At 72.7% G+C, this 14870-nt stretch carries 11 protein-coding genes; 8 read left to right on the top strand and 3 right to left on the bottom strand.

Annotated features, from left to right (window positions below):
- Positions 1-71 precede the first annotated feature (71 nt).
- From cydB to FHS23_RS02480, 5 genes are all read left to right on the top strand, one after another.
- Positions 72-1094, top strand: coding sequence for a cytochrome d ubiquinol oxidase subunit II (gene cydB / locus FHS23_RS02500; protein WP_183647104.1), 1023 nt, complete (start codon positions 72-74; stop codon positions 1092-1094).
- Positions 1091-4465 carry a thiol reductant ABC exporter subunit CydD gene (gene cydD, locus FHS23_RS02495; protein WP_183647101.1) on the top strand — a complete coding sequence of 1125 codons (3375 nt, stop codon included), beginning with the start codon at positions 1091-1093 and terminating at the stop codon, positions 4463-4465. Before cydB ends, cydD begins: the two co-directional genes overlap by 4 nt.
- A gap of 23 nt (positions 4466-4488) precedes the next feature.
- Positions 4489-5622 (top strand): GAF domain-containing sensor histidine kinase, encoded by a 1134-nt coding sequence (locus FHS23_RS02490; RefSeq protein WP_183647098.1) that lies wholly within the window; start codon positions 4489-4491, stop codon positions 5620-5622.
- Between the two features lie 73 nt (positions 5623-5695).
- A complete protein-coding gene (locus FHS23_RS02485; protein WP_183647096.1) occupies positions 5696-6706 on the top strand; it encodes a Rossmann-fold NAD(P)-binding domain-containing protein in 1011 nt (336 codons plus the stop codon).
- Positions 6707-6939: 233 nt separating this feature from the next.
- The gene (locus tag FHS23_RS02480) at positions 6940-8316 is read left to right on the top strand and encodes an HNH endonuclease signature motif containing protein (protein ID WP_246381537.1); all 1377 of its coding nucleotides are present in this window, start codon (positions 6940-6942) and stop codon (positions 8314-8316) included.
- Between the two features lie 83 nt (positions 8317-8399).
- On the opposite strand, the gene FHS23_RS02475 is transcribed toward FHS23_RS02480, so the two are convergent.
- The gene (locus FHS23_RS02475) at positions 8400-9053 is read right to left on the bottom strand and encodes a response regulator (RefSeq protein WP_183647090.1); all 654 of its coding nucleotides are present in this window, start codon (positions 9051-9053) and stop codon (positions 8400-8402) included.
- Positions 9054-9181: 128 nt separating this feature from the next.
- Between FHS23_RS02475 and FHS23_RS02470 the strand changes: the two genes are divergently transcribed.
- The 3 genes from FHS23_RS02470 (at position 9182) to FHS23_RS02460 (ending at position 13226) form a co-directional block, all read left to right on the top strand.
- The gene (locus FHS23_RS02470; protein ID WP_183647087.1) at positions 9182-9904 is read left to right on the top strand and encodes a DUF427 domain-containing protein; all 723 of its coding nucleotides are present in this window, start codon (positions 9182-9184) and stop codon (positions 9902-9904) included.
- Between the two features lie 171 nt (positions 9905-10075).
- A complete protein-coding gene (locus FHS23_RS02465; protein ID WP_183647084.1) occupies positions 10076-12214 on the top strand; it encodes a hypothetical protein in 2139 nt (712 codons plus the stop codon).
- 31 nt (positions 12215-12245) lie between these two features.
- On the top strand, positions 12246-13226 hold the full coding sequence (locus tag FHS23_RS02460; protein WP_183647081.1) for a hypothetical protein: 981 nt from the start codon (positions 12246-12248) through the stop codon (positions 13224-13226).
- A gap of 76 nt (positions 13227-13302) precedes the next feature.
- Here FHS23_RS02460 and FHS23_RS23490 read toward each other — a convergent pair whose 3' ends face one another.
- Positions 13303-13428, bottom strand: a complete 126-nt coding sequence (locus FHS23_RS23490; RefSeq protein WP_281372337.1) for a hypothetical protein — start codon at positions 13426-13428, stop codon at positions 13303-13305.
- A gap of 437 nt (positions 13429-13865) precedes the next feature.
- Positions 13866-14798 carry a type I pantothenate kinase gene (coaA, locus tag FHS23_RS02455; RefSeq protein WP_183647078.1) on the bottom strand — a complete coding sequence of 311 codons (933 nt, stop codon included), beginning with the start codon at positions 14796-14798 and terminating at the stop codon, positions 13866-13868.
- Between the last annotated feature and the right edge of the window lie 72 nt (positions 14799-14870).

Here is a 14870-nt window from a genome sequence, read left to right as displayed (position 1 = left end):
CGGGTTTCACCTGAAACATGTCGCAGCAGCGTGGTAGCGCGGGTGCGGCACGACCCGGGACGGGTGGTCTGATGGAACTCGAAATCGTCTGGTTCGTCGTCATCGCGTTCCTGTGGCTCGGCTACCTGTTCCTCGAAGGGTTCGACTTCGGCGTCGGGATGCTGCTGCCTGTCCTGGGCCGGAGCGACACCGAGCGCCGCGTCATGATCAACACCATCGGGCCGGTCTGGGACGGCAACGAAGTCTGGATCATCGTCGCGGGCGGCGCGATGTTCGCCGCGTTCCCCGCCTGGTACGCGGGCCTGTTCTCCGCCGCCTACCTGCCGCTGCTGTTCGTGCTGCTCGCGCTCATCGGCCGCGGCGTCGCCTTCGAGTACCGCGGCAAGGTCGACTCCGACCGCTGGCGCCGCGCCTGGGACAAGGTCATCGTCGTCGGCTCGACCGTGCCGCCCGTCGGCATCGGCTTCATCATCGCCTCGACCGTCCTCGGCCTGCCGCTCGACGCCGACGGCAACCGGGTCGGCTCGGCGTTCGAAGCCTTCCGCTGGGACACGCTGCTGGGGGCACTCGCCGTCACCGGCTTCTCCCTGCTGCACGGCGCCGTGTTCATCGCACTCAAGACCGACGGCGACATCCGCCGCCGCGCGCGCCGCCTCGCCACCGCCATCCTGCCCGTCGCGATCCTGCCTGTCGCCGCCTTCGCGGTCCTCGTGCAGGTCCGCCACGGGGCGGACTGGACGTACGTGTCGCTCGCCGTCACCGTCGCCGCCGCGCTGGTCGCCTGGTGGCGCATCGCCGCGGGACGGGAAGGGCAGGCGTTCGCCGCACTCGGCGTCGCGATCACCGGCACGGTCGTCACCCTGTTCGGCGCCCTGTTCCCCGACGTCCTTCCCTCCACACTGGACGCCGCCAACTCGCTGACCGTCGACAACGCCTCGTCCGGCGACTACACCCTCACCGTCATGACCTGGGTCGCCGCATTCGGTACGCCGGCGGTGCTCGTCTACCAGGGCTGGACCTACTGGGTGTTCCGTCAACGCATCAAGACCTCCCACATCCCCGCCCCTCACAACGCGCAGCAGGTGTCCCGATGAGCCGTCCCACCCGCGACACCCTTTCCGCTATCGGCACCGGCGCCCAACCGTCCACACCGGACACGCCGGTCCGGTCGCGGGTGGGACACGGCCCGCTCGGCGCGCTCCCGGCACTGTCCCCGGCAGCGCGCCGAGCGTTGGCCACATCCGGTGTCCTCGCGCTCCTCGACGCCGCCTGCCTGGTCGCGCAGGCGTTCCTCCTCGCCTCCGTGCTCGCCGACATCGTGGCCGGACACAACGGCGACCTCGCACCCCGCCTCGGTCTGCTCCTGGCCACCGTCGCCGGGCGTGCCGTGCTCGCGTGGGCGATCCGCGTCGTCGCCGCCCGCGCAGCCGCGGGAGCCAAGGAGGAACTCCGAGCCCACGTCCTCGACCACGCACTGCGCCTCGGCCCCGAACGGATCGCCCGCCGCGGCCCCGGCGAGCTCACCGCACTCACCACCACCGGACTCGACGCGCTCGACGCCTACTTCACCCGCTATCTGCCCGCGCTCGTCACCGCCGCCGTCGTACCCCTCGCCGCGGGCGCGGCCGTGCTCGTCGCCGACTGGCCGTCGGCGCTGCTCATCGCCGTCACCCTCCCTCTGCTCCCGCTGTTCGGAGCGCTCATCGGCTCCTACACGCGCGACCGCGTCGCCGAGGCGAGCGACTCCGTGGCACGGCTGTCGGCCCACGTGCTCGAACTCGTGCGCGCCCTGCCCGTGCTCGCCGCGTTCCGCCGTGCCGACGCACAGGCCGACACCGTCCGTCGCGTCTCCGACCGGCACCGCCGCGCGACCCTCGGCACCCTGCGTGTCGCGTTCAGCTCCGCGTTCGCCCTCGAACTCGCCGCGACCCTGTCGGTCGCCCTCGTCGCCGTCGTCGTCGGTGTCCGTCTCGTGCACGGCGACATGCCCCTCGCCATCGGACTCGGCGTGCTCCTGCTCGCTCCCGAGTGCTTCGCGCCGCTCCGGGGCGTCGGCACCGCGTTCCACGCCAGCACCGACGGCGTCGAGGCCGTCCGCCGCGTCACCGACGTGCTCGCCGAACCCGCACCGTCCGGCGGCACGCTGCGCCCGCGCCGCGGCGACATCCACGTCCGTGACCTGCACGTCCACCGCCGCGGCGGCGACGCCCCGAACGGCGAGACGTTCACCGCGAGGCCGGGACGGACCGTACGGCTGCGTGCGCCCAGCGGCGCGGGCAAGAGCACGACGCTCGCCGTCCTCCTCGGCTTCGTCCGCCCCGACGCGGGCGACGTCGAGGTCGCCGGTATGTCCCTCGCCGACCTCGACCCCGACGTCTGGCGCGAGTGCATCGGCTGGGTTCCCCAGTCGCCCGCGTTCACCGGAGGCACCGCGGCCGCCGAGATCGCGCTCGCCGCCCCCGCACTCGACCCGGCCGACACCCACGACCTGCTGCACCGACTCGGACTCGACGGGCTCGCCGACCGGCCCGTCGCCACGCTGTCGGTCGGCCAGCGCCAACGACTCGCCGTCGCCAGGGCCCTGGCGCGCGTGCGCACAGGGGCGTGGCTGCTCCTGCTCGACGAACCCACCGCGCACCTGGACGCCGACAACGCCCGCCGTGTCCATGAACTCGTCGACGAGGCGGCTCGCGCGGGCTGCACCGTCATCGTCGCCGCCCACGACCGCGCCGCGCTCGACACCCACACCACCGATGACACCGACGCCGCGACCGGTTCGCCCGGCGCCGACGCCGCCACGTCCGAACCGCCCATGGACCCTGCCCGCACCATCGCGCTGCGCAGACTCGTCGACCGGCGCTTCCTCGGCGGCGTCGCGCTCGGCGCGGGTTCGCTGATCGCCGGGGTCGCGCTGACAGCCACGTCGGGCTGGCTCATCGCCCGCGCATCGCAACAGCCGCCGATCCTCATGCTCAGCGTCGCCGTCGTCGGCGTGCGCACGTTCGGCCTGGCCAGGGCCGCACTGAACTACGCCGAACGCCTCGTCACCCACGACGCCGCGTTCCGCATCGCCGCGACCCTGCGCGTCCGCCTGTGGCGCGCGCTCGTCGCCAGGGGACCGGCCGTGGCGCTGCGCCGCGGCGCGGACCACCGACGCCTCGTCGGCGACACCGACACCGTGCGCGACCTGCTGCCACGCGTGCTCACCCCGCCGCTCGTGGTCGGCGCCGTGCTGGTCGCGGCCTGCACTGCCGTGACCCTGGTCCTGCCCGCCGCGGGCCTGGTGCTCGCGGTCGCGGTCGTCGTCGCCGCGGTCGTCGCCCCGTGGGCCGCTCTGGTCGTGGAGCGCCGCGCCACCGCCACGCTCGCGGCCGGTCGCCGCACGCTCGACGAGCGGGTGCTCGCGCTGTTCGACACCGCGGCGGAACTGGTCGCCGTCGGCGCCCACCACCGCAGGCGCCGTGAACTCGCGCGACTCGACAAGCGGCTCGCCGCCGCGGCACGTAGGCAGGCCTGGGGTGACGGCGCCGCCGACGCCGTGATCGTCACCGCCACCGGGGCCGCCGCCGTCGCGGGCGCCTGGCTGGGCGCACGTGCCGTCGAGGCGGGGACGCTGGTTCCCGTCGCCGCTCCCGTCGTCGCCCTGGTGCCACTGGCCCTGGCCGAGGTGCTCGCGCTGCTCCCGCCCGTCGCCCAGCACTGGGACACCCTCCGCGACGCCCGCGCCCGCCTGGCCGCCGCCGAGCACGACACCGGCACGGACACCGGCCCGGCCACCGCTCGCGCAGCGCACGCGGTTCCCGCGGCGCGGCAGCCGACGCACCACTCGGGCCACGTCTCGTTGCGTGGCGCCGACCTCGCCTGGCCGTCGAGTGCGACTCCGGTGCTGCGGAACGTCGGCCTCGACATCCCGCCGGGCTCGTACGTCGCGGTCGTCGGCTCGTCCGGTGCGGGCAAGTCCACGCTGCTCGCCGCGCTGCTGGGCTTCCTGCGGCCGGTGCGCGGCGAGGCGGACGTACCCGCGCGCGTCGCGTGGGCCCCGCAGGATCCGCAACTCGTCTCCACGACCGTTGCCGAGAACCTGCGCCTGGCCGATCCGCACGCCACCGACGCCGAGCTCGCCGACGCCCTCCGCACCGCGCACGCGGACCTCGACCCGCACACGATGCTCGACGCCGCGGGCGCCGGGCTGTCCGGCGGGCAGGCGCAGCGGGTGGCACTCGCCAGGGCGCTGCTCGCCGTCCCGGACGCCGACCTCGTGCTGCTCGACGAGCCCACCGCCCACCTCGACGCGCCGACAGCCGACCGCGTCCTCGACGACCTGCGCGAGGCGCTGGCAGGGAGGACGGTCGTGCACGTCACCCACCGGCCCGACGAGGTCGACGGCGCCGACCTGGTGCTCGAGGTCTCCGAAGGGCGGGTGCGCACGCGAGCCGCGACACGTCCGCGAGCACCCGCGACATGAGCGGTCGTACCGTCGGAAGCCTGATGGAACCGAACGTCGCCGCGCGGGCCCTGTCCGCCGCCACCGAGATCACGACGACCGTGCTGTCCGGGGACGATCCCGACGCCGTGCTGCCCATGGTCGTGCGGTCCGCCGTGCAGCTCGCCGACGCCGACCTCGGCCTGCTCATGGTCCGCGACGAGGACGGCGGCGTCACCGTCGAGGCCGCCTACGGCGCCGACACCACGGGCCTCGTCGGTCTCGTGCTTCCACCCGAGTCGGCGGCGGGCCGGGTCGCGGGCGGGGCCGAGCCGGTGTTCGCCGACGACGTCACCAGCGACCCGCGCACCTCCCAGTTCGTGCCCGCCGAACTCGCCGGATACGGACCGTTCGCCGCGGCCCCGTTCGGCACCGGCGGCAAACAGCTCGGCGTGCTGACCGTGTACCGGTCGCCGCGCCGCGCGCCGTTCGACACCGGAACCGGCGAACTGCTCACCGCGTTCGCCGGACAGGCGGGCGTCGTGCTGGCGCTCGCCGACGGTGCCGACGCGCGCCACCGGCTGACCCTGTACCAGGAGCGCGAACGCATCGCCCGCGAACTCCACGACGTCGTCGTCCAGCGGCTGTACGCGGCGGGCATGCAGCTCGACCGGGTGTACCGCAGGCTGCACCGGCGGTTCGCGCGTGCCGAGCGCGACCGGCTCGGCGAGGCCATCGAACAGCTCGACCAGACGATCGAGGAGATCCGCGGCACCGTGCGGGAACTGCGCTCGCCCGAACCCGTGCCCGAGCCCCCCGACGCCGGCGACCTCGCCGAGTCGGCCCGCTCCGAGGTGCGTATCGCCGGGGAACTCCTCGGCTATCCGCCCACCCTGGAACTGTCGGGCGAACTGGCGGGTATTCCCGGCGAACGCGGTGACCACATCCGCGCCGCCCTGCGCGAGGCGCTGTCCAATGTGGTCCGACACTCCGGCGCGAGTGAGGTGCGGGTGACGCTCGAACGCGACGAGGGCGAGGTCCGGCTGCGCGTGCGCGACAACGGGTGCGGCGTCCCCGCCGACGTCGCCCGGCGCGGACTGCGACACCTCGCCGAACGCGCCGACGCCGCGGGCGGGCGGTTCGACGTCAACTCCTCACCCAGCATGGGCACGATGGTGGCCCTCGAGATCCCGCTGTAGGGAGCCGCACCGGGCGTGTTCGCTCGTCGCGATACGCCTGGCGGCACGGTCCCCGGCAGGGGAACGTGTGTGCATGCGCCTTCTCGTTCTCGGTGGCACGACGGGGTTGTCCGGGCAGGTGGCGGCCGAGGCCGTCACGCGCGGACACGACGTCGTGTGCGCCGCTCGTGGACGGTCGGGTTCCGCACCGGACGGTGCCCGGCTCGTACCGGTCGACCGCGACGAGCCCGGGGCCGTCGAGGTCCTGGCCGGTGAGCGGTTCGACGCCGCTGTCGACGTCGCGACGGGCGCGCTCGGCTGGGTACGGGACGCGCTCGACGTCCTCGCCGACGACACTCCACACTGGACGTTCGTCTCGAGCGTCAACGTCTACGCCGACGTCGCGACGCAGGGACAGACCGTCGACGCGCCACTCGTACCCGCGGTGCACGACCCGCGCCACTTCGGACTCGACGAGCTGACCGTCGCCACCTACGGCGGTACGAAGGTCGCCAGTGAACAGACCGTGCGTGACCGCGTCGGGGACGAGCGGTCGCTCGTCGTCCGGCCCGGCATCATCAGTGGCCCCGGCGACATCATGGACCGGTTCGGCTACTGGGCGGCGCGGTTCGCCGGCGGAGGCCGGGCGGTCGTGCCCGACACCCCGCGGCAGCCGATCCAGCACGTCGACGTGCGCGACCTGGCCGCGTGGCTGGTCACGGCGGCGGAGAGCGGCCTCGCAGGCGTGTACGACGCCGTCGGCCCGGTGCTGGAACTGGGCGAGGTCCTGGCCGGACTGGCCGAGGTCGTCGGAGCCGACGACCTCGAACTCGTCCCCGTCTCGGCCGATGACCTCACCGCGGCAGGGGTGCAACCGTGGGGCGGTCCGCGCTCGTTGCCGCTGTGGCTGCCACCGGACTTCCACGGCCTCGCGTCACACGACCCGGCGCCCGCCGCGGAGGCCGGGTTACCGAACCGCCCGCTCGCCGACACCGCACTCACGGCCCTCGCCGACGAACGCAGCCGGGGTCTGGACCGCACCCGCGCCGCGGGCCTGACCCTCGACGAGGAACGGGCCCTCCTCGACGGCCGTCCCCTCGACTGAGTTCCCTCGACTGAGGCGAGGACTCCTTCCTCAGCCTGACGATCCCGGGCTCGTGACGGCGAATGTGACGCGTCGACTGCGGACTACCGGAGCGTCTCCTCGACACGTGCCGACCTCGGCCGAACTGCGTTCTCGTTGGTCGAGTTTTCGGTAGGCGATACCGGAGTCGTTTCACTCCATCGAGTAATAGCTTGTTCGACCACCAGTTCGATAGTGTGGCGGTTGTGGATGACATGGGGGACGGCGTCGGAGCCACGGTCGAGCGGCTGCGAGACGTGCGGGTTCGGCGGGCGCGGCTGGATGCCGAGGAACTGGCACTGTTGGCCGAGATTGCGGCGGCGGTGGGTGATGACCGCGGTGTGGCGGAGGAGTTGACGCCGGTGTTGCGGGTCTCGACGCGTGAGGTGGAGCGGCGTGTCGACGCTGGCCGGTCGGTGGCGGGGCGGATGCCGTGGTTGCTGGCTGCGATGCGGGCCGGTGAGGTCGAGTCGTATGGGGCCAGGCGGGTGTTGGCGGTGACCGGCCCGCTCGACGACGACGCCGCCCGGAGTGTTGACGCGTTGCTGGCGGAGCGGCTGGCCGATGCGCCGGAGACGGCGTGGCAGCCGGGGAACCTGGCTCAGCGGGCGCGTCGGCTGGTGGAAAAGGTCGATCCGGGTGGGCAGGTCGAGCGTGCGCGGCGAGCCCGGGCGGAACGGAAGCTCGAACTCGCCCCGGGCGAGCACGTGATGTCGTCGTTGGAAGCGCAGCTACCCGCGGAGGTGGCGGCGGCGTGCTACTCGCGGGTGGACGGAATGGCGCGATCGCTACGCCGCAATGGCGACGGCCGCACCCTCGACCAACTGCGAGCAGACGTCACCGCAGACCTGCTGCTGGGGCGCGACCCCGGCGTGACACCGCCTGAAGCCGCGGCCATGGTGTACCTGCACGTGCCCGCCGACGCGGCCCTGACGATCTCCGACCAGGGGTGCGAACTCGACGGCCACGGGCCCGTTCCTGCCGCGGTCGCCCGGGAGATCATGACCAACCCGCGCAGTATCTGGCGGGCCGTGTTGTGCGATCCGGGCACCGGCGATCCGGTTGATCTGGGCCGCACCCGGCGACGACCCAGCGCCACGATCCGCGAGCTGGTGCGGGTGCGCGACCGGGAATGCGTCATGCCGTGGTGTCACCGTCCGGCTCGGCATTGCGACCACGACCACGAACAAGCCTGGGCCACCGGTGGCGGGTCGACGTCGGTGGCCAACGGTGGTCCACGCTGCCGACGCCACCACCGACTCAAAGACCGGCCCGACTGGAACACCCGTTACGACCCGACCCACGGCACCACCCGAGTGACCACCCCACACGGGGCGACCTACACCGCGCACCGCCACCCCGTCCTGTCCCCGAAGTCAGGACGACGCCGGCCCACCCCGGCCCGCGACACCCGGGCACGTCACGCACCGCGGTGCGACGCCCCGGCACGAGACGCCCGGCACGAGACGCCCAGACGCGGCGCCACCCCGCCGGAGCCGCACCGCCGCGAGACGCCAGCGGAACCGGCCACCAGAACGACGACGGACCACCGTTCTAGCGGTACTCGGCCACCGGGCCGGTCGCGCCCATAGCCGCGTACTCGGCGGCCAGGTCGAGAGTGGTGAGCTACGGCGGCCGGGCACGGCCGCGACGTGAGCCGTGCAGAACACGCGGGTCAGGGGGTGCGGTCGGGGTTCGCGGTGTGGCGGGCGACCCAGGCGGCGGCCTGGGTGCGGCGTTGCATACCGAGTTTGCCGAGCAGTGACGTGACGTAGTTCTTCACGGTCTTCTCGGCCAGGAACAGGTGCTGCGCGATCTCGCGGTTCGACAGGCCCTGGCCGATGAGGTCGAGGACGCTGCGTTCGCGTTCGGACAGCCCGGCCAGGCGATCGGCCTCGACGTCGCCGCGCATCGCGTCGAGCAGCCGGGCGGTGGTGACCGGGTCGAGCAGCGACCGCCCCGCGCCGACCTCGCGCACCGCGTGGACGACATCCTGCCCGCGGACCTGCTTCAACAGGTACCCCGACGCTCCCGCGCGGATGGCGCCGACCATGGCCTCCTCGTGTTCGAATGCGGTGAGCACGAGACAGTACGGCGGACTGCTCAGCGCTCGCAGCCGCCTGCACAGCTCGACCCCGTCGCTCTCCGAACCGCCGAGCCGCATGTCGACGACTGCCACGTCCGGTTCGACGTGCATGGCGACCGCCAGCGCCTCGTCGGCACTGCTCGCCTCGGCGACGACCGTGATGTCGGGTTCGTCGCCGAGTAGATCGCGCAGGCCTCGCCGCACGACCTCGTGATCGTCGACGAGGAGCACCTGGATGGCCATACCCCGAGGTTACGTCGTCGCCCGCGGCGCCGTCCGGCACGAGCGCCTGCCCGCGTCACCCGATGAGCGGAGGGGTGGAGCCGGTTCGACAGGCTGAAACCCCTCGCATCGGGCGTACCGTCACGACCATGGCCGTCGAGGAACCGCGCACCGAGCAGTCCGCGAAGCGGGTGAGGGTCCTGTTCGCGGGCGTCGTCGTCGCCGACACGACCCGCCCGCTACTGGTGTGGGAGAACCCGTACTACCCGACGTACTACCTGCCGAAGGAGGACGTCCGCGGTGACGTGCTCGTCCCGAGTGGACGGACGCGTGCCTCGCACCTCGGCGACGGTGAGCTGTCGACCGTGCGGGTGGCCGATCGCGAGGCGGTCGACGCCGCCGTCGAATACCCCGGCGGCCCGCTGGGCGGCCACGTCCGACTGGACTGGCCCGCGATGGACCGCTGGTTCGAGGAGGACGAGGAGATCCACACTCACGCCCGCGATCCGCACAAGCGCGTCGACATCCTGCCGAGTTCCCGGCACGTGCGCGTCGACATCGGCGGCGAACCGGTCGCCGAGTCCTCGTCGCCGTGGCTGCTGTTCGAAACCGGTCTGCCGACGCGGTACTACCTGCCGAAACCGCACGTCCGCCTCGACCGGCTGGTCCGCACCGACACCGTCACGCACTGCCCGTACAAGGGCGCGGCCGAGTACTGGTCCGTCGGCGATCACACCGACATCGCCTGGTCGTATCCCAGCCCGCTGCCCGAGAGTCAACGCATCGCGGGGCTGATCTGCTTCGCCGACGAACGCGTCGACGTCCGTGTCGACGGCGTGCTCCAGGAGCGCCCGCGGACCCCGTGGTCGTGATCGCGGCGCCGATCGACGCTCAACCACACGATGTCGCGTCGACGGCGCCCGCCGTTACCGCCGCGCCACGATCGGGGACGTTCGACACGGCGATCTCACACCCTCGAAGGACATTCCCCCGGGGTGACCCGTCGAACCGGTTGGATGACGAGAGGTGTGAAGGGGGATGAGATGGCGAACTGGCGGCACGAGGCTGCCGAGGCGGTCGGCACGGAGACCGCCCACAACGGGGGAGCGCAGCCGCAGGCCGAGGACGAGTGGCACGAGCTCGGACCGCTGCGCGATTCCGACGACGGCCCTGTCGTGGACCTGCGTGGCAGGCGTGTCGGCAGGCTGCTCGACGTCCGCATCGCCGGGCCCGACGGCCCGCGGGAGGGTGCGGCCGTCCCCGTTGGCGTGCGCCTGCGCCACGGCGTGCTGTGGCTGGACGACCCCGGCCCGCTGCCCGCCGAATGCGACCGCGCCTGGGCGCGGATCGCCGTCACCGATCACCGTGCGACCACCCTGCGGGAACTCGGGTTCGCACCTCTCGCGGACCGGCTCGCCGCGGGCAAACCCGACCGTGCCCACGGCGACCCGGCACGGGCGTGCTTCCTGCCGGGCGTCCGGCTCATCCACGGCGGCCCGGGAAGCGGCAAAACGACCCTGCTGACCGAGGCGGCCGACGAACTCTCGCGGCAGGGGCACAGCGTCCTGTTGCTGAGCCGCACGGAACAGGCTCTCTCGTGTATGCCCGACCCGGCGCGGCTGACCGTGCAGCAGCAGCTCGCCGATCTCTCCGCGGCCGAAACCAGGCTTCCGGAGTTGCGGGAGCAGTTGCGGGGTTTCGACCGGACCGCCTACGACGCGGTGCGGCGCCGCATCGACGACCAGCTCCGCGCCGACGACCTGGAAGGACAGCTCACCACGGCGCAACGCGACTACGACGTCGCGGCCGCCGACCTCGCGCAGGCCAGGCAGGCGCTGCGCCGCGCCCGCGCGGCCTGGGAGAACGCCGCCGACGGCAGGCGCAAACTGACCGAGGTGCGTGCGCTCACCGCCCGGCTCGCCGACGTCGACGCCGAGCTGGCCCGGTTGCACCTGCGCGTCGAACGGCGCCCGTACCGGGGCAAGAACCGCGACCGCAAGGCGCTGTATCGCACGGAACGCGAACGCGACTCGCTGCACCAGCACATCGGGGCGTGCCGCGAGGAAGCGATCTCGCCCGAGCGGGCATCAGCACTGGACAGCGCCCTGTCGGACGCCCACCGCAGCCTCGACGAGGCCGCTCGTGACGAATCGGAGGCCTACACCCGCGTCCAGAAGCTGCACGCGAAGATCGCCCAGCTGCGGTCCACGAAACCGTCCGAGCAGGACATGCGGTTCCACGCCGAGTGCGTCCATCGTGGTCTGCCGGACATGCAGACCGAGTACGACGACCTGATGCGTTCCTCGTCCGAGCAGGCGGCCCGCCGCGGCCAGCTCGAGGAGCGACTCTGGTGGCTCGGTGACGGCGCCTGCGTGGCCACCGACGGCCCGGTGCACCGCTGCGACACGGTGCCCCACGGTGAGGCGAACGCCCGGTTCGACGTCGTGCTGATCGACGACGCGGGCAGCAGGCCGTTGTCCGAGGTGCTCGCCGCGGTGGGATTGGCCCGGCACACGGCCGTCGTCGCGGGCGACCCCGACTCGCCGCAGCCCTGGCTCGGCCCGGAGCTGCGCGACGACGCCGCGGTGCGGCGCTGGTGCGGGGCGACGGTGTTCTCGCACTGCGGCATCCGCACCGCCGACGACGCCCGCACTCACGCCGGGTGCTACGTGCTGACGGCGTCTCGCCGGGTGTCGCTCGACCGCGCCGCCGACGTCGACGGTGCGGGCACGGGCGGGGCCGGGCGGCGGGACGGCCACGTCGTGGTCCTCGACACGGCGGGCGAATCGGTGCGGCACTCGGGCGTGCTCACCTCGCTGCCGCTCGGCTCGGCCGTCATCGCTCCACATCGGACGGCGGCGGCACGGTGGCTGGAGGCGGCGGGACGCCGTTACGACCTGGCCATCGGCACCGCCCGCACGATGCACGGCGAGGAGTTCGACACCGTCCTCGTCGACCTCGTCTCGGACGACTGGCATGCGCGCACCCGCGCGTTCGCCTCCGCGACCAGCCGTGCTCGCGGCACCCTGTATCTGCTGGCCGACGCCGCATCGCTCGCGGACGCCGCCGCGGGGACGCCGCTCGGCCGGGTGCGGGCGGCCGGTCCGGAGGTGCGTGCCGTGGGCGATTCCGGGGTGCCGGCACCGAGAGCTACCACCGACCCGGCGGTCGTGGCACCATGATTCGATGCGTCGACCCGGTGAACCTGCGCAGGTGACCGCGGTACTCGACACCCTTGAGCGGATGTTGGACGCGGGTACGACGGCCGATGTCGCTCGGCTGGCGCGCCTCGCCGTCGACCGGATCACGGGTTCGTCCACGATCGACGAGGCCTGCCCGGACCAGGCCCCGCTCGACCGGGCGATCGCGCTCTACGCCCGTGCGTGCGCGGCGCACCCGCCCGACCCCGGCGAACTCGCCGACTGGTTCCTGGCCATGTCGTTCGGTGAGCCGGCCCGTCGGGTGTCGCTACACGATTTCGCCGAAGCGCTCGGCCGGCATGGTCTGGCGCGAATTCGGTCCACTGTGGATGAGCGTCTTGCTGCATCCACAGTGGAGTGCCCGGAGCCGGTCGTCGAGCGGCTGGGACAAGAACTGGCGGAACTGACCGGCGAGGTCGGCGGACTGGTCGCGGCCTGGGAGAAGCGCCTCCCGAACATCGAGGTCAGCCTGAAGATCGTGCGGGTGCTGCGAGCAGTGGGCAGACACTCCGACGCGCTCGCCCACGCGGCGCGGGTCCGGGGCAGCGATCCCTCGCGGATCGGTGACCTCCTCGCCGCGGGCCGCGACGACGACGCGTGGACCCTCACGCGGAATCTGCTCGGCGGCCACGGTTCCGCCCGCAACGTCGACGACGACGGCGATCCTGGTCCGGACCACGGCGCGTCGCAGGCCGATCCCGCAGGCGTGGTCATCGACCTGTACCGCAGGCACATCGACTCCCTCATCGACGGGAGGGACTCCCGCAACCCCGCGGCGAACTACGCGCGGGCCGCGGCCGCGCTACGGCGGCTGCGGACCTTGCATCGCGACGCCGGAATACCCAACGAGTTCACCGACTACCTCGCCGGCCTGGTCGAGCGGCACCGCCGCAAGACCCGACTGCTGGACGAGATCCGCGCCGCCCGCATCGCCGTGCCGAAGCAGACGCCGAAGCAGACGGCGAGGCCGGCAGCGGAACCGGTGCGGAAGTAGGCGGCGGCACCGGTGTCGACACCGGAGGCACAGCCGACACGGAGAGCGGCGGACCCGGTGCTGCCGAACGGCTCGATCAGGGCGCGGTCTTCTGGGCGCGGCGGGACTCGTCGATGTCGAGCACGAAGGCGCCGCACGCCATCGCAAGCAGTACGACGATCCCGAGAATCGCACCGATCCACGTCACGATGGTCGCCAGCATGGCTACCGTCCCTTCCCCCTCGTGGGCGTTCGTTTTCCGTTCACCAGGGTCGGGCCTGGACTGGACCTCAGCCATCGGCCAACCGGCTAAACCCCGCGCCTTCCGATCGACCGAAAGCACGAGAAAACGTCGCGCTCCGCGATCACCGGAACCCCTGGGTGGCGTGTGAGTGAACAGAACGGCCACGTTAGCCGGGCGTGGGCCGTTCCGCTGCGGGAATGACGGAAACCGCGGCGCGGATGCGACCTTCGGAGGAGCGCCGACGACCCTCGGCGCTCCGGATCCGACACGGGCCCGGCCGCCGGTGTGACGCCGTCACCGGCCAGCGGGCGGCCGGTGACGCGACCCGTCACCGCCCGTGGCGACGTCGGGCCCGGCCGCCCACTCCGACCTCGTCACGCGGCGTCACCGCGGGTGCGGCGCCGGGGCCGGGCGTCTCAGAGCTTGCGCAGGCGAACCCGGTTGATCGAGTGGTCGCTGTCCTTGCGCATGACGAGCGTCGCGCGGGGCCGGGTGGGCCGGATGTTCTCCACCAGGTTCGGCTCGTTGATCGTCTTCCACAGGTGCTGCGCCTCGAACCGGGCGTCCTCATCGGACAGGCCCGCGAAGTGGTGGAAGTGCGAGCTCGGGTCGGCGAACGCGGTGTGGCGCAGTTCGAGGAACCGCTCGATGTACCAGCGTTCGATGTCGGCGGTGTGGGCGTCGACGTACAGCGAGAAGTCGAACAGGTCGGACACCGTGAGGCTCGGCCCGGGCTGCAGCACGTTCAGCCCCTCGATGATGAGGATGTCCGGGCTCTGCACCGTCTGCTGTTCACCGGGCAGGATGTCGTAGGCGCGGTGCGAGTAGACGGGCGCGTGCACCTCGGAGGCGCCGGACTTGACGTCGGTGACGAACCGCAGCAGCGCCCGCCGGTCGTAGCTCTCGGGGAATCCCTTGCGGTGCATGATCCCGCGGCGCATCAGCTCGTCGCGCGGGTACAGGAATCCGTCCGTGGTGACGAGGTCGACGCGCGGGTGGTCGGGCCAGCGGGCCAGCAGCGTGCGCAGGATCCGTGCGGTGGTCGACTTACCGACCGCGACGCTGCCCGCGACACCGATGACGAAGGGGACCTTCGAGGGCCGGGTGTCCTCGCCGAGGAACGTCGTGGTGGCTTCGTAGAGCCGCTGCCGGGCCGCGACCTGCAGGTTGATCAGCCGCGACAGCGGCAGATACACCTCGGCCACCTCGGTGAGGTCGATCTGCTCACCGAGGCCTCTGAGTTTGACCAGCTCGTCCGCCGTCAGCGGAAGCGGCGTGGAGCGCCGGAGCTCCCGCCACTGGTCACGCTGCAATTCAACATAGGGGCTCAGCTCACGGACCCGTGGCATTCGCTCACTCCTCGCCCGTCGATGGGCCGGCGTTCCCGCGACTTTCGTAACGCAGTTCTTACGGTAAGCCGT

The organism is Prauserella isguenensis (genome assembly GCF_014191605.1).
In the GTDB taxonomy this organism is placed as follows: Bacteria; Actinomycetota; Actinomycetes; order Mycobacteriales; family Pseudonocardiaceae; genus Prauserella; species Prauserella isguenensis.
This window is presented reverse-complemented; position numbering and strand designations above follow the sequence as displayed.

What these genes read in the sequence shown, in the direction of transcription:
- FHS23_RS02475 (WP_183647090.1), bottom strand. Translation starts at nt 9,053, where the DNA reads ATGGCCATCCAGGTGCTCCTCGTCGACGATCACGAGGTCGTGCGGCGA.
- FHS23_RS02485 (WP_183647096.1), top strand. Translation starts at nt 5,696, where the DNA reads ATGCGCCTTCTCGTTCTCGGTGGCACGACGGGGTTGTCCGGGCAGGTG.
- FHS23_RS23490 (WP_281372337.1), bottom strand. Translation starts at nt 13,428, where the DNA reads ATGCTGGCGACCATCGTGACGTGGATCGGTGCGATTCTCGGGATCGTC.
- coaA (WP_183647078.1), bottom strand. Translation starts at nt 14,798, where the DNA reads ATGCCACGGGTCCGTGAGCTGAGCCCCTATGTTGAATTGCAGCGTGAC.
- cydD (WP_183647101.1), top strand. Translation starts at nt 1,091, where the DNA reads ATGAGCCGTCCCACCCGCGACACCCTTTCCGCTATCGGCACCGGCGCC.
- FHS23_RS02470 (WP_183647087.1), top strand. Translation starts at nt 9,182, where the DNA reads ATGGCCGTCGAGGAACCGCGCACCGAGCAGTCCGCGAAGCGGGTGAGG.
- cydB (WP_183647104.1), top strand. Translation starts at nt 72, where the DNA reads ATGGAACTCGAAATCGTCTGGTTCGTCGTCATCGCGTTCCTGTGGCTC.
- FHS23_RS02465 (WP_183647084.1), top strand. Translation starts at nt 10,076, where the DNA reads ATGGCGAACTGGCGGCACGAGGCTGCCGAGGCGGTCGGCACGGAGACC.
- FHS23_RS02480 (WP_246381537.1), top strand. Translation starts at nt 6,940, where the DNA reads ATGGGGGACGGCGTCGGAGCCACGGTCGAGCGGCTGCGAGACGTGCGG.
- FHS23_RS02490 (WP_183647098.1), top strand. Translation starts at nt 4,489, where the DNA reads ATGGAACCGAACGTCGCCGCGCGGGCCCTGTCCGCCGCCACCGAGATC.